This is a genomic window from Cupriavidus sp. MP-37 (assembly GCF_020618415.1).
Classification (GTDB): Bacteria; Pseudomonadota; Gammaproteobacteria; order Burkholderiales; family Burkholderiaceae; genus Cupriavidus.
Map to the genome: position 1 here is coordinate 2,126,715 of NZ_CP085344.1, position 13,445 is coordinate 2,140,159.

The following is a 13,445-nucleotide window of genomic DNA, read 5'->3' on the forward strand; positions in this document are numbered from 1 at the left end:
CACTTCGACAGCCCTCCCCCACGCCGCATCCGGACCAGTAGGCGGTGGAACGTCCGCCTTGGTCCGCTGACTTGGCGCTTGCAGACCCGAGGGGCACCGCCGGGTCTAGCCATATCGCGGCATACTGCGCAACGCGCAACGCATAGCCTTCAGTGCGCAAGTGCGTTTGCAGACCAGCCTAATGCAATTTAGCGAGAGCATGCAAAAAGTCACTGCCCCGCGGCGTGATGTGCAGACGATCGCCGTAAGCCAATTTTTCCAGATGCACCAGCTGCCGCTCAATCAATGCCTCGATCGACGCGTGATCGAGGTCGGCGAGATTGGGGGCTGCGTCGTCGATCAGCATAAGGGTGGCCACTTCATGTGGTGTCAGCATCGTAGTCTCCAGGACCCCTAGAAGTGAATCGGCGGATGGTTCCGCTCTCGTGGCGACGCGTTTCAGCATTCATTCAATGACCGCCGTGCAGACACGTCAAGGTAAATCACCGGCGCTGGGTCTACCATATGGCAATGCTCGACTTTCCATAACGGCTATGAGACTCGTCTTTCACCGGCGAGGCCATCCAGACCAGCCCCTGCATGGCATGCGCTACTACTCGATCATTGGGGCGGCGCTGGTCGTGCTTGGGCTTTTGTATCTCTTCTGGACGACGTAAGGGGATTAGTGCGGCGCAGCGTTCGCCGATCTTCGCCCACGACGAGTCATCGGCGTAGCGGCACGCGTGTTCGAGCCGTTTCGACGGCGCGCGACCGCTGCTCGCATACAGCTGTGTGCCACGCGCGAGCGGGCAGGCAGGCAAGAGACAGAAATTACCAGGCGCGATCCAAGCGCCTGAATACCAGCAAGCCGGCCGCTCAACGCGACATGTTCGTCAGCTGTGGCGTACACACCGCGACAGCTCGTGCAGGGTCACTGCAGCAGCCCAGGCTAGGCTCGAAACGGACGTAGGCGCCATCGCTGACCGGAGCGCCTGCTTGCGGTGTTTGCTTGGGTCGCTACTTCGGGCTCGCATACTGCGCGGTCGCTTCGCGCTGCGCTACTGCCATTTTCTCAGGCCAAGTGCTCTTGATGTACGCGAGCACGGCAATGATGTCGTCATCCGACATCGACTGGCCGAAGGCTGGCATGTCACTGACATAGCCTCTCGGCGCGGTCACGCCGGCAACGAGCCCGTTCTTGGTGATGGCAAACAGCACCGCGTCCGCATGGTGCCAGGTATGACCCGATGCATCATGCGGGGGCGCCGGCATCCGGCCATTTGCGAGCCGCTCGCGCCAGTTAGGCTGGCCTTCGAGCTTGACGCCATGGCACGACGCGCAGGCCTGTGCGTACAGCTGCCTGCCGCGACCGAGCTGCGCGGCATCCGTGGCATCGATGCGCAGTTGGCGCCCTTCCCTGAGCGTCTGCGGTCCACCGGAGGGTGGCTCCAGATAGCGTTTCGCCTTGAGCGCGACCCCGGTGGCCGCCGCGGCGGCCACCACCAACACGCAGGCCACGATCCAGCGCGACTGAGTTGACTCTTCCATGTCCTTTGTCTGGCAGTTCTGAAGTTCTGGCAACGCTTACCCGCGCAGCCCCGCTGCAGTCCTAGTCTTTCGAGAATGGCTTGCCGCTAAAATCCACTGTCACAAGCTTTCCGTCCATCTGCCCCATGCCTGGCGAGTTTGCCGGCATGCCGGGCACTGCGACCCCTTTCAAGGTCGGCTTCGCAGCGAGCTTGCGCACCGCTGCTGCCGGCACGTGCCCCTCCACCACCTGCGCGCTGCCATCGATCACCGCGGTATGGCAGGAGCCGAACTGGGTCGGGACGCCGAGCCTGGCTTTGACCGCCGTCATGTCGGACGAATCAATGACCTTGGTCTGGATGCCGGCCTGGTTCACGTGTTTGACCCATTCTGCACAGCAGCCACAACTGGGATCCTTGTACACCGTTAGCGTCGGCGAGGCCGCTTGCGCGCCGGTGGCGGCCGCGAGCAATGCGGCAGTGGCCAAGAAATACTTCATGGATTCTCCGAAAAACATCATGTCAATAGACAAGTCAGCACCGGTCGAGTGCCTCATCGCCAGCTTAAATCTCTGCCTGCCGCAGGCGTAGCGCATTGGAGATCACCGAGGCCGAGCTCAGGCTCATTGCCAACGCGGCAATCATAGGCGAAAGCAGCAAACCGGTGAACGGGTACAGCACCCCTGCCGCTAACGGTACCCCGAGCGCGTTATAGATAAACGCGAAGCCAAGGTTTTGTTTCATGTTGCGAATGGTTGCCTCGGATAGCTCGCGTGCGCGCGCAATGCCACGCAGGTCGCCTTTGACCAGCGTCACCTGAGCACTGTTCATCGCCACATCGGTGCCCGTGCCCATGGCGATGCCCACATCCGACTTGGCCAGCGCCGGGGCATCATTGATGCCGTCACCGGCCATGGCGACCACCGCCCCGCTTTGCTGCAGTTGGCTCACCAGCTGAAGCTTGTCCGCAGGCTTCACTTCGCCGTGGAACTCCGCAATGTCCAGCCTTGCGGCCACCGCCTTTGCCGTGGCCACGCCGTCGCCGGTGGCCATGACCACGCGGATGCCCTCGGCCTTCAGGGCCGCCAGCGCTTCGGGCGTTGAGCCTTTGACGGGATCCGACACCGCCAGCAGCCCGGCCAGACGGCCATCGACGCCAAGATACATAACGCTCGCGCCTTGTACGCGCAGCGTATCGGCTTGGGCGCGCAGCGCCTCGGTGTCGATGCCGTCGGCTTGCATCAGCGCCGTGTTCCCAATGGCGAGTGTCTTCCCACCGACCGTACCGCGCACACCGATGCCCGTGCTCGATTCAAAGTCCTGTGGCTTCTCCAGCGCCAAGCCACGAATGCGGGCCGCCTCCACCAGCGCCGCGGCCAGCGGATGTTCGCTGCCCTGGTCCAGGCTCGCCGCCAGCCGCAGGACCTCGTCGTCGGCATAGCCATTGGCGCCAATTGCACGCTCGAAGGCTGGCCGCCCCTCGGTCAGCGTACCGGTCTTGTCGACGATCAGGGTGTCGACCTTGCGCAGGTTCTCGATCGCGGCGGCATCGCGGAACAGCACGCCGTTGGTGGCGCCCTTGCCGCTGGCAACCATGATCGACATCGGCGTGGCCAGCCCCAATGCACAGGGACAGGCGATAATCAAGACCGCAACTGCATTGATCAGACCGAACACCCAACTCGGCGGTGGACCGAACAGGCCCCAGGCAAAGAACGTCACCACGGCGACGCCGATGACGCCGAGCACGAACACGCCCGCGACCTTATCGGCCATGCGTTGCATCGGCGCCTTTGAGCGCTGCGCCTGCGCCACCATCTGCACGATCTGGGAGAGCACCGTTTGTGCGCCAACCTTCTCCGACCGGATGATCAGGCTGCCTGAGGTATTCATGGTGGCGCCAATAACGCGGTCGCCTTCGCGCTTGGTGACCGGCATCGGTTCACCGGTGATCATCGATTCGTCCACCGAACTGCTGCCTTCGGTCACGATGCCGTCGACTGGCACCTTTTCCCCGGGCCTGACGCGCAATAAATCGCCGACATGCACATGAGTGAGAGGCACATCCTCCTCGGCGCCATCGCGCCCGATGCGGCGCGCCGTCTTGGGCGCGAGCCCGAGCAACGATTTGATCGCCGCGGAGGTTTGCGATCGCGCCTTGAGTTCAAGCAGCTGGCCGAGCAGCGTCAACGAGATGATGACGGCCGCGGCCTCAAAGTACACGCCGATGCGGCCGTGGGCGGCAAAGGTCTGCGGGAACGCATCCGGTGCCACGGTTGCCACCACGCTATAGGCATAGGCCGCACCGGTCCCCAGACCGATCAGCGTCCACATATTGGGGCTGCGATGCAGGAACGACTGGGCGCACCGCACGAAAAAAGGCCAACCCGCCCAAAGCACCACCGGCGTCGACAGGACCAATTCGACCCAGCTCTGCGTCGCCGCCTGCATCCACCCGAATCGATGGCCGAGCATGGCCAACACCGTGGTCACCACCGTCAACGGCAGCGTCCACCAAAAACGGTGCCGAAAATCCACCAGCTCCGGATTCTCGGTCTCGTCCAGGTCTGGCAACAGCGGCTCCAGCGCCATGCCGCATTTCGGGCAGTTGCCGGGATGATCCTGCCGGATCTCGGGGTGCATCGGACAGGTGTAGATCGTGCCCGGCGGCCCCGATTCCGCATCCGGGGCGGCTGAAGGGGCCGCGGCAGGCGCTGCCGCAGCCACGGCATACTTGGCCGGGTCCGCCTCGAACTTGCGCTGACACGATGCGCTGCAAAAATAATAAGGGTTGCCAGCGTGTTGGGTCTGGAATGCCGAGTCAGCCGACACCACCATGCCACAGACCGGATCTTTGGCCGTGCCGACACTTGACACAGGGCTCTCGTGCGGCGCACCGTGGCCATGGGAATGGTGCTGGTCAGCATGCGCGCCATGACCGGGGCTTGTTGCGTTGTCATGGTGGCCCGCTTTCGGTGGGTGGCGCTGGCTGCTGGGTTCATTCATGGAAGGCCTCCTGTTAGTCGTGGCGCTGTCCGTCCACTGGATCGCCGCCCTCTTTCGAAGGCGCGCTGCGCCCGTGGCCGCCATGGAATAGATGCATCAACGGGCACAATAACACTAGCGCAAACGGCAACCAGGAAGCAACCGCACTCCAACGCGGCATCCCGAGCGCGATGGCGGCGATCATTGCCACGGCAGCAAGGACGATCCCCCAACGCAGCGACCAGCGAAACCGACGGACTTGGCCGGCGTTGGTGCCGTGATGCGTCGATGGGGAATGACATGCTTTCATGACAGACTCTTTACTTGACCATGACGGGAAGCTGACCGGCAGTCAATCGCCGCGCCCAGCTTTCTTGTGATAACGGTAGAGCTTCCGATAATGGGAAGGTCAAGCCGGTTCGCGTCAACATTGCGCCAGGTCAAAAGGCCTCACGGTGATACACTGCCCGGCAAAAATGCACACCATGACCGACACCATCCGCATCCTCATTGAGCGCTGGAAGACCGATCCCGCCGGCGCCTATCAAACCTGGTTTCTTTGGCCGGAGCGGCTGAAGAATTTCCGCTCGATTCGGCGTGGCATCGGCGCGGTGGTCGACGAGATCCAGGCCGGTACATTCGGCAACGCGTATCGGGGGTCATCGCTCGAGACCGTGGTGTCTTCAATCGCAGAGCAACGGCAGATTTTCAAAGGCGCGGATCACGCCTTTCTGTGGAAGCCAAAACTGCGCATTCCAGACATCTATGAGCATGCCGACAATCAGCGTGCTTTTGCCAGACTGCTCCATACCTGCAACTGCTGTGACACCGAATCCGAAGTCCTTGATGCGATTCGCCAGCTGAGCAGCCTCGGCATCAAGGGTCTCGGGCCGGCGGCGGCCAACCTGCTGTATTTCATTCATCCCACGCTGGTGATGCCATTCAATACCGCGATTGTCAATGGCTATAACGCCCTGACAGGCTCGTCGGTCAAGCTTGGCAAATGGGATCACTATCTGGCGATGCGCGAGGGGGTGCTCGCCCTGAATCAGCGTTATCGGGATTTGCTCTCCAATGACCTTGGCGCGATCGCGGGCCTGCTGTTTGACATCGGCATGCAGCGCTATCCGCTGCCACCGCGGCAAGCGCAGGCCCACGATGTGGCCGTCTGGCAGCAGGAACTGGCCAAGGTGCGCGAGCAGGCTGCCGCGCTTGCCAGGCAGATTCAGCTGGGGCAGGCCGAAGACGCCACCCATACCGAAGTGCAGGGATGGCTGCGCGATCTCGGCAAGTCGCTCGGCTTTGCCGTTTGGATTGCCACGAACGACCGAAGTCGGCTGTACAACGGCGAGCCCTTGAGCCAGGGCTGTCTCTCAACGTTGCCGCCGGCGCTGCTTGTGGCGGGAGGCGATACCGTTCCATTGATTGACACTGTCTGGCTAAACGCCACCACCCTCGAGGTCGAAGCCGCCTTTGAAGTCGAACATACCACCTCGATCTATTCCGGCATCGTGCGCATGCTGGATCTGGCGCTCGGTTCCGACCAGTCCGCCCGCAAGCATCTCTTCCTCGTCGCACCCGATGATCGCGAAGGCGACGTGCGCGCGCAACTGAGCCGCCCGGCCTTTAGCCGTGTGTCGGCACTTAATATCCGCTATGTCCCCTATTCCAGCCTGCGCGAGCATCGCGAAAGCATTGCGCGCTTTGGCAGTGGCTTAAAGCCGATCGAGGCCATCGCGAGACAGTTGTGAGTCGCGTTCTGGCGGTGGTCTGCGATGGCGCGGGCAGTCTTCCTGGCTTTGGCGCGGCGCGGCGCTGGCTAACCGCACGTCGGCTCCCAGCGCCCACGCGAGTAGCAAACTTACCGCCCACGCCACCCAGAGGGTCGCGAGCGTGTGCGACAGGAAGTGCGCGCCCTGCGCCATGCGGGCCGCGCCAAGTGTGCCGCCCAGTAGCAGTCCGCCAGCCAGCCCAACCCACGCCCAACGACGGCCGGCGGGACGCAATGCGATCCCCCACACGACCCAGAGAAAGCCGGTGGCCGCGTGACCGGCAGGAAAGCATTGTCCCGGCTTGACGTCAGCTGGCAGCGGATCCAGCAGCCGCATATAGGGCAGGCTGCCGCCGAACTGAGCCATGTCCCAGGGACAATGGCGTCCCGTCATGAGCTTCAGGAGCGTGACGCTCAACGGGATCACCACCATGCCCGCAGCGGCAAGCAACACATTGCGACGCGGCAGCCAAGGCAGACGCCCTCGCCAGCCCAGCCAGCAGACACCCATGGCCGCGGCTACGGCGAGGTAAGTGAGCCACTTCGCGCCTTTGTGGAGCACCGCTTCAAATAGCCAGTGCTGGCGCAATGGGAAGACCGCCCGACCGGCATCGTAGAAACGGCCCTCAAGCCAGAGGTCAAGTTCGGTGCGCTGGAACACGTAGGCCAGCACCAGCGCGGCCGATGCCAGCAGCCACCATTGCTGGCGCAGCCAACGCTGACTGGCGGGCGTCTGAACCAACGGCATTTCTCTCATGAGCGGCATTATCCGTTGCGGCAGCGTGCCGACAAATCCATGGTGGCATCCCGGGTCTGGGTGCGGATATCCAGCAGGCCCAAGACCGTGGAGAATAAGTGGTCATGCGTGGCGGGTTCGCGCGCACGCGCGCGCAGGCAGGAGACATCGAGCCGCATGCGGTGGGCGAATGAGGCTGAGAACCACATCACCATCGGTACATCGGTCTGCTCCCGCGGAGCAATCGCGTAAGGCATGCCATGCAAGAACAGTCCGCGCTCTCCCAGCGACTCGCCATGGTCGGATACATAGATCATGGCCGTGTCATAGCGCGCCTCGAGTTGTTGTAGCCAGTCGATGGTGCGTGCGAGCATATGATCGGTGTACAGCAATGCATTGTCGTACGCGTTGCGAATTTGCTCTGGGGTACAGCGCGAGAGATCATCGGTGTCGCAAGTCGGACCGAACTGCGCGAATCGGGCCGGATACCGCCGGTAGTACGCGGGACCATGATTGCCGAGTTGGTGCAGGACCACGACCAAGCTGCCAGGTAGCTGGTGCCGCAAAGCTTCCGCCCCGGCTAACAACACTTCATCCAGGCAGCGGTCGCGATCGCATAACGCCGACATAGCCTGAGGATCCGGCTGCCACGTGGGCAGGCCTGCACAGACGCCTTTGCATCCCGATTGATTGTCTGCCCACCCCACCTTCAGTCCCGCTCGTCCGATGACGTGTAGCAATGACTCGCTGGCCTTGATGGCATCTTCGTCGTAATTGCGACGTCCCTGGGACGAGAACATACAGGGCAGAGAGACCTCGGTATTGGTGCCGCAACTGGTGACTTGAGCGAAATTGATCACAGCGCGCTGCGCCAGGTTCGGCGTCGTGTCATGAGGCGACCTGCCACTGAGCCCCCAGTTCGCCGCTCGTGCGGTTTCTCCCACGACCATCACGAAGAGCAGGGGCTTGTTGTGCTCGCCCCAGCTAGCGCCGAGCCGGGCATCGGTGCCCACCGGCTGGCGCGGCCGGTTCGCGATACTGGCATCGCGTGCCAGCGCCCCGCTAAAGGCGTACACTACATTGACCGGCGCGAGCAGATAGCGGATCTCCTTATGATTGCGCATCTGGGCTGCGAAATCCTTAAACACCAAGGACAGCGTCCCCACGCCGACAACAACGGCCACCAACATCGCGACCACGCGCAGGCCAACGCTTCGCGTCAGTGAACGCTGGCGCAGCGTCACCCACGGCAACAACAACAATGGTGGTAGTGCCAAGAGCGCGATGCTGCCCATCATACGCAGCGTCAGCAACTCGCGAGCTTCCGCCACGTCGGTGCGCAGCACATTGCGGGCCATGCTGGGGTCAAGGTAGATGCCGTATTGACCCATGAAATAGCTGGCACCGGCGGCCACTACGACCAAAATTGTCAGCAACGGTTTGGCCGTCCAGCGGTTTATGAACGGCGCCAGCAGCACAAAATGCGCCGTGACCAGCGCGGTGCCCACTGCCACGCCGTAGCCCAGATCACGGAGCCCGCTCAACGTCCGTTCGGCGAATAGCGCCCGCCAGAACGGACCGTTCAGGACGAGAACAAAGTATAGGCAGAAGCCGAGTAGCAAGGTCTCGACGCCGACCTCCAGACGCCAGGGGCGACCCACCTTTGCGCGCGCGCCGCTTGGTGGTGTGTCGGGCGAAGCCGGGTCACGGCGCGACCGGTTTAGATTCGGTTCCATCATTGGCGCATGGCGCGAAAGGCGGGACATTACCAGCCCCAGGCGTTGCAGTACGCAACGCTGTGTTGAGCCAGTGGTGGACAAAAAGAATCGCGCCGAAGGCGCGATGATGACTCGCTGGGCTGGGTGCGGTCCGACCGCTGCAGCCTATGCCGTCTGCCTAGATCAGGGCCTGGTCCGACCCGAGCCGGCGCATCGGCAAGGCTGAATCTCGGCGCGTGCGCAAGCACGATAACGGGTATCGGGACAGTTTCCCCGATACCCGCCCCGCGTCAACGCACCGGCCCACCGAGCGGCCCATCGCCCCGGCGAGTCGGCGCGTTGCCGAGATTTAGGCGCCGTCGCTGAACGTGTCGCGAGGGCCTACGGCGTGGCTACCGTCGGTGAACGGGTCCCGCGTGCCCATGGTGTGACTGCCATCGGTGAACGGATCGCGCGTGCCCATGGCGTGCCCGCCGTCGGTAAAGGGGTCTCGCGGCGAATTGACGCCAGCATTCGCGATGCCCGCGACGCCACCAAGGGTTGCCACGGTCAATGCCACCAAGGCAGTCTTCTTCAATGTACGCATTCTATTTCTCCTTGTTTCGATAGTGGCTCAGTGAGCCTGCACTTGCAGTGTAGAAAGATGTACCCCACCAGGGCCTGACGACAAAATTACAAATGTGTCATGTTTTCACTCCTGGCAAACCGGCCTTTCTTAGCCACCGGTATAGAGCTTGCTGCGCTCGATATAGACGCGCACGCCTTGGGCGTTGGGCATCGCTGGGAACAGGACGCCAAGATCCACGGATTTTCCTTGAACAAGCTCGGCGAATGTCCAGGTGGCTTCCTGCGCGCCGCTGCGAAAAGTAACGGTGTCGCCGGAGGCCACATTGACAGACTTCAGGCCGGGAGCGAGCGTCACCGCGCGTGCAGCCGTGTTCGCTGGCGCCAGGCTACCGAAGAGCGTCGCCTGCGGCCCCAATGGAGTAGCAGCCTGCGCTATAGCCATCGCGCTGGGCACTGTGAGCGGTGCCGGTGAGCTGGCTTGGTCGGCGGCTTGCCGCCGCACGTGCTCCGCCCAGTTGTCGCCCGCATTGGTTCTGGTCTGGTCCGCACTCCACGCCGGTGAACTGGATAGGACGGAGAGGGCCGCCAGCGCCAATGCAGTCAAAGCGGTCAAAGCGGTCTTCTTGGTGTTCATGATGCGCTCCATAACGTTTCGAGGCATAACCTCTTAGGTGTCATGGTAGGCGGCTGGGACTCACGACGACGTTACTCGCGAATTACATCCCCGTAAGCTTTCCCGCATCCATCTGCGTTGCAGAAATGGGTACGTCGTCGCGGTTAACGACCTGGATTGTCAGTCGCGAGGGCCGCGCCTGCGACGCTTGCCCTGACGGCAGCGCGAGCCAAGGCATTCCGGAAGAAGGTCCGCTCTTGCGCACAGACGAGCCTGGCGAGCGCTTGAGACGCGGCCCGCGGCGTCCTCGTCGTTGACGCTAAACGCCGCGATGGGCCCATGCGTGACTGCGCTCTCTACAAAGAACATCCCTTCTTCCTGGCCACCAGCAACAGCGAGCCGCCTGCCGGGAAACGCAAGCCGGCCCGTATTAGGTTGTGCTCGAGGGTGCAAACACACCCGAGCGTGCCGTTCATGGCCGCCCCAATGCGAAACCCGTCGTCCATGGCATCGCCGGGCGGCTTGGCGCGCTGCCACAACCGGGAGATGGCCATCGCAGGCAGCAGCAGCGTCATGAAGGAGGTGACGTCCACGATTTCGAATCCGGCCGCCTCCACTTTCTTCACCAGTTCTTGGCGGGTATAGCGCCGCTTGTGCTTGGCCGCATCGTCCATATGGCTCCACAGCGACGGATGCTGGGGCACTGTCAATACGATTCCCCCATCATTCCTGCAGGCACGGTACATCTCCGCTAGCACTTGGGCGTCGTCGTCGACGTGTTCGATGACGTCAAACGCCCCGAGGACATCGAAGGCGTCGCTGTAGGGAATTGCGCGGGCATCCATCTGCAACAACTGAGCTTTGCATTTGCGCTGCCCCTTCATCAGTGCGCGCAACGAGGCCTCGCCGCCGACCAGGCGTGCACGCGGGAAGCGGGCCTGGACTGCGCGCAGGTTCTCCGCGGTCCCGCAACCGACGTCCATGAACGAGCGCAAGGCCGGAAAGTAGCGCTGCAGTGCGTCCAGGATCAGTTTGCGGCGATAGACGAACCAGAAGTGCGTCGCTTCGAGCTTCTCATACTCGACAAAGAGCGGTTCGTGAAACCCATCATGGTCGACCATCATGGCAGGTGCCAGGCAGAGCACGCCGGCGAGAACACGGGGCTGCCAACCGCACGCGGTGCACGCCCACACGTCAATTTTGAGCGGGGCCTTACATTGATTACAGATGCGCATCGCTGTCTCCAATATCGTGCTGCGCGCGCGACCGCCAGGCGACATCGCACGCCGCACCATAATTGCCCTGCCTTGCTCTCGCACAGGGACGAGCGCAGGCAGGTTTGTTTCGTCTTCGGTCAGGCCGAAGGACGACATCTACGAAGGTGGAGGTAGCCAGCCCAGGAGTTGCGTGGGCGGCGTCAGAGATGGCGGGAAGGCGGGCGCAGCAACGTCTCAGGCGTTGTGCTGGCAAATATCCACAGAAGAGACGCAGGTAGTGCGCCGTTCATGGGCAACGCTTGGGTCCCCAAGAAGGCAAAGATGGCAAGTGGCGAGGCGGCCGAGCAGGCAGAACACGCCTGACAACCGCGCGCCTTGCCGCGCGCTTTGCTTGCTGGACAGTGATGCGACCTCGGATCGCAGTGTGCGTCGGCCTCGTCGGCGCTCGCCTCGTCAGCGACGTCGATGGTGGCAAGGGTGGCAAAGAGACCGGCGCCCTGCCGCAGCTCGGTCAGCTCGCCGCACGAAAGAGTAGCCGCTGCGCCGACGTTCTGCATCGGCAATGCAAATACAACGAGCCAAAGCAATAGGTGGCGCAACAGCCTTCTCATCCGGCGGCATCAAGCATCAATTGAGTCGGGAGTCTATACGAGCCGCCTGTCAGTAGAATGACGGGGACATGACAGACGCAGCGCTTCCCCTGACTTTTTCCAACGGACGCCGGCGTCACTACCGGCGTCGGCACGCCTGCGGGCAATCAATATGACAGGCGAGTGCGTCAGTGGCCGCGTGAACCGTGAGCGGCATTGTGCCGGCGGCGCTCAGGCTCACGTCGCCCATGTTCGATGCCGTGGCGCGGCTGGCGATGCGCCTCGCGCAGCGCAGTGCCATGCCCGTACGAGGGCTGCGCATCATGTACCACCGCAACCGCGGGCACGACGTGCACAGCGGCAGGCGCCGGCCGTGACGGGTAGAGGCCTGCCCGACCATAGCCATCATGCGTGTAGACATGCGTCTGCGCATTGGCGTAACTGAACCCGATGACCAGCGCGGTGCCGACCAGGATTGGAAGCTTTTTCATGTTTTCTCCTTTGCATGTGTAGAGGGTGGGAGCATACGACTTCTGCATTGCCGGCAGTGTTCGCGTTTCCCTACAAATGTGAGCGCTTGTAACGCTATTGCCCTGGCAATGACGCGCGAGTCGAATTTGATGACTGCCGCGTAATGCTCGGGTAATGATGGCGGCAATTTCCAAACGGAAACGCTTGCTGCCAGGCCAAGACAACACAGAAAAAATTTCCTGCACGTAATGGTCGCGTAATACGAGCTGGTCGTGAATGTCAGCCGAGGAACATCATTGGGACGAAAGCCCAACCGAACATGGATGACCAGCTTGAAATGGTTGGGTAATTGCATAGCAATCTGAAGTAAGGTCGCTGAAAGATGGCCCGCAGCGGGCCATTCTGCAAAGGCAGATCTTGGTGCAAAAGCAATCAGAACCTAGATTCACGATAACGGCATCGCCGTTTGCACACCGCTTCGCTGGTTCCCGGTCGTGTCGCGCCCTGGACCACCGCAACGGACTCCCTTCATCTAGGAGCAAAGGAGAAATTCATGCGTGTCTTATTACTCATTACCGTCATGTTGTCCGGGTGCGCGACCGTCGCTGAACGTACCGCGCACGCCGAGCGCGATATGGAGACCTCATTACGCGTTGAGGGGCCTGCTTGCGAAAAGCTCGGCTATCAGAAAGACTCGGATCCGTGGCGTGACTGCGTGTTACGCCTCAGTGCCGGAAGTGGACCGTGTATGCATCGACGGTTTTGAAACGCATGCGCCGCGAATGCCGGGGCGATTCACGGCGGGTTCGCTCTCTACACCAGCCTGACGCCTAGCGCCTGCGCATGGGTGGCGCTTACCGGTCGTCTTCAATCGACGCGCGACGCCAGCCTACGCACTGCTTGACCTTACCCCCGTGGGAAGGTCCATAGTGCAAATGAGGACGGCATCGCGGCGATCACGCCTTGGCCGAACCACGCATCCAGCGGGGAATGCATGACGACTGCAACGCCAACGTTATTTGATGACGTGTTCGCCGCGTTCCGTCTGGCATGCGCACAGCAGCAGTACGGCGTGGCCGAGCACCTCCTGGCTGCCCTGGAACAATTGGCCGGCGACAAGCATCGCATGCTCGACGAGGTCTACCTGTCGTTCGCGTCGAACTGCCCTGCGGGCAGCGCCATGTCGGACTCAACCGTGTCTCGCGCAAGATGAAGTTCCATACTCAATATGGTTCCCGCGACGGCGCTACCGCACGTCGGCTCGGAGGGGCC

At 62.3% G+C, this 13,445-nt stretch carries 14 protein-coding genes; 2 read left to right on the forward strand and 12 right to left on the reverse strand.

Annotation, left to right across the window (positions count from 1 at the left end):
- Positions 1 to 178: 178 nt before the first annotated feature.
- The 5 genes from LIN44_RS09925 to LIN44_RS27640 all read right to left on the reverse strand — a co-directional run bounded on the left by LIN44_RS09925 (position 179) and on the right by LIN44_RS27640 (position 4,800).
- Positions 179 to 376: a hypothetical protein gene (locus tag LIN44_RS09925; protein WP_082371627.1), complete on the reverse strand. Its 198-nt coding sequence runs from the start codon at positions 374 to 376 to the stop codon at positions 179 to 181.
- A gap of 620 nt (positions 377 to 996) precedes the next feature.
- Positions 997 to 1,527, reverse strand: coding sequence for a cytochrome c (locus LIN44_RS09930; RefSeq protein ID WP_053821772.1), 531 nt, complete (start codon positions 1,525 to 1,527; stop codon positions 997 to 999).
- 61 nt (positions 1,528 to 1,588) lie between these two features.
- Positions 1,589 to 2,005 carry a DUF411 domain-containing protein gene (locus LIN44_RS09935; RefSeq protein WP_053823085.1) on the reverse strand — a complete coding sequence of 139 codons (417 nt, stop codon included), beginning with the start codon at positions 2,003 to 2,005 and terminating at the stop codon, positions 1,589 to 1,591.
- 64 nt (positions 2,006 to 2,069) lie between these two features.
- Complete coding sequence (locus tag LIN44_RS09940) at positions 2,070 to 4,511, reverse strand: heavy metal translocating P-type ATPase (RefSeq protein WP_116359819.1); 2,442 nt, start codon at positions 4,509 to 4,511, stop codon at positions 2,070 to 2,072.
- Positions 4,512 to 4,524: 13 nt separating this feature from the next.
- Positions 4,525 to 4,800, reverse strand: a complete 276-nt coding sequence (locus tag LIN44_RS27640; RefSeq protein WP_082371459.1) for a DUF2933 domain-containing protein — start codon at positions 4,798 to 4,800, stop codon at positions 4,525 to 4,527.
- Between the two features lie 175 nt (positions 4,801 to 4,975).
- On the opposite strand from LIN44_RS27640, the gene LIN44_RS09950 reads away from it, so the two are divergent.
- A complete protein-coding gene (locus tag LIN44_RS09950) occupies positions 4,976 to 6,241 on the forward strand; it encodes a type II restriction endonuclease (RefSeq protein WP_116359826.1) in 1,266 nt (421 codons plus the stop codon).
- Here LIN44_RS09950 and LIN44_RS09955 read toward each other — a convergent pair.
- The 7 genes from LIN44_RS09955 to LIN44_RS09985 form a co-directional block, all read right to left on the reverse strand.
- Positions 6,206 to 7,009 carry a phosphatase PAP2 family protein gene (locus LIN44_RS09955; RefSeq protein WP_217435659.1) on the reverse strand — a complete coding sequence of 268 codons (804 nt, stop codon included), beginning with the start codon at positions 7,007 to 7,009 and terminating at the stop codon, positions 6,206 to 6,208. The genes LIN44_RS09950 and LIN44_RS09955 overlap by 36 nt on opposite strands.
- A gap of 17 nt (positions 7,010 to 7,026) precedes the next feature.
- Positions 7,027 to 8,763: a phosphoethanolamine transferase gene (locus tag LIN44_RS09960; protein WP_227311958.1), complete on the reverse strand. Its 1,737-nt coding sequence runs from the start codon at positions 8,761 to 8,763 to the stop codon at positions 7,027 to 7,029.
- A 301-nt stretch (positions 8,764 to 9,064) separates the two neighbouring features.
- On the reverse strand, positions 9,065 to 9,301 hold the full coding sequence (locus LIN44_RS09965) for a hypothetical protein (RefSeq protein ID WP_116359816.1): 237 nt from the start codon (positions 9,299 to 9,301) through the stop codon (positions 9,065 to 9,067).
- Between the two features lie 129 nt (positions 9,302 to 9,430).
- Positions 9,431 to 9,916: a CzcE family metal-binding protein gene (locus LIN44_RS09970; protein ID WP_116359825.1), complete on the reverse strand. Its 486-nt coding sequence runs from the start codon at positions 9,914 to 9,916 to the stop codon at positions 9,431 to 9,433.
- A 335-nt stretch (positions 9,917 to 10,251) separates the two neighbouring features.
- Positions 10,252 to 11,019, reverse strand: coding sequence for a bifunctional 2-polyprenyl-6-hydroxyphenol methylase/3-demethylubiquinol 3-O-methyltransferase UbiG (locus LIN44_RS09975; RefSeq protein ID WP_227311959.1), 768 nt, complete (start codon positions 11,017 to 11,019; stop codon positions 10,252 to 10,254).
- Positions 11,020 to 11,312: 293 nt separating this feature from the next.
- A complete protein-coding gene (locus LIN44_RS09980; RefSeq protein ID WP_144200244.1) occupies positions 11,313 to 11,711 on the reverse strand; it encodes a hypothetical protein in 399 nt (132 codons plus the stop codon).
- Between the two features lie 179 nt (positions 11,712 to 11,890).
- Complete coding sequence (locus tag LIN44_RS09985) at positions 11,891 to 12,193, reverse strand: hypothetical protein (RefSeq protein ID WP_035862553.1); 303 nt, start codon at positions 12,191 to 12,193, stop codon at positions 11,891 to 11,893.
- A gap of 974 nt (positions 12,194 to 13,167) precedes the next feature.
- Here LIN44_RS09985 and LIN44_RS09990 point away from each other — a divergent pair.
- Positions 13,168 to 13,386, forward strand: coding sequence for a hypothetical protein (locus LIN44_RS09990; RefSeq protein WP_116359815.1), 219 nt, complete (start codon positions 13,168 to 13,170; stop codon positions 13,384 to 13,386).
- Positions 13,387 to 13,445 lie beyond the last annotated feature (59 nt).

Coding starts and splice junctions, on each gene's coding strand:
- LIN44_RS09925 (WP_082371627.1), bottom strand. CDS start 376: ATGCTGACACCACATGAAGTGGCCACCCTTATGCTGATCGACGACGCA.
- LIN44_RS09930 (WP_053821772.1), bottom strand. CDS start 1,527: ATGGAAGAGTCAACTCAGTCGCGCTGGATCGTGGCCTGCGTGTTGGTG.
- LIN44_RS09935 (WP_053823085.1), bottom strand. CDS start 2,005: ATGAAGTATTTCTTGGCCACTGCCGCATTGCTCGCGGCCGCCACCGGC.
- LIN44_RS09940 (WP_116359819.1), bottom strand. CDS start 4,511: ATGAATGAACCCAGCAGCCAGCGCCACCCACCGAAAGCGGGCCACCAT.
- LIN44_RS27640 (WP_082371459.1), bottom strand. CDS start 4,800: ATGAAAGCATGTCATTCCCCATCGACGCATCACGGCACCAACGCCGGC.
- LIN44_RS09950 (WP_116359826.1), top strand. CDS start 4,976: ATGACCGACACCATCCGCATCCTCATTGAGCGCTGGAAGACCGATCCC.
- LIN44_RS09955 (WP_217435659.1), bottom strand. CDS start 7,009: ATGCCGTTGGTTCAGACGCCCGCCAGTCAGCGTTGGCTGCGCCAGCAA.
- LIN44_RS09960 (WP_227311958.1), bottom strand. CDS start 8,763: ATGTCCCGCCTTTCGCGCCATGCGCCAATGATGGAACCGAATCTAAAC.
- LIN44_RS09965 (WP_116359816.1), bottom strand. CDS start 9,301: ATGCGTACATTGAAGAAGACTGCCTTGGTGGCATTGACCGTGGCAACC.
- LIN44_RS09970 (WP_116359825.1), bottom strand. CDS start 9,916: ATGAACACCAAGAAGACCGCTTTGACCGCTTTGACTGCATTGGCGCTG.
- LIN44_RS09975 (WP_227311959.1), bottom strand. CDS start 11,019: ATGATGGTCGACCATGATGGGTTTCACGAACCGCTCTTTGTCGAGTAT.
- LIN44_RS09985 (WP_035862553.1), bottom strand. CDS start 12,193: ATGAAAAAGCTTCCAATCCTGGTCGGCACCGCGCTGGTCATCGGGTTC.
- LIN44_RS09990 (WP_116359815.1), top strand. CDS start 13,168: ATGACGACTGCAACGCCAACGTTATTTGATGACGTGTTCGCCGCGTTC.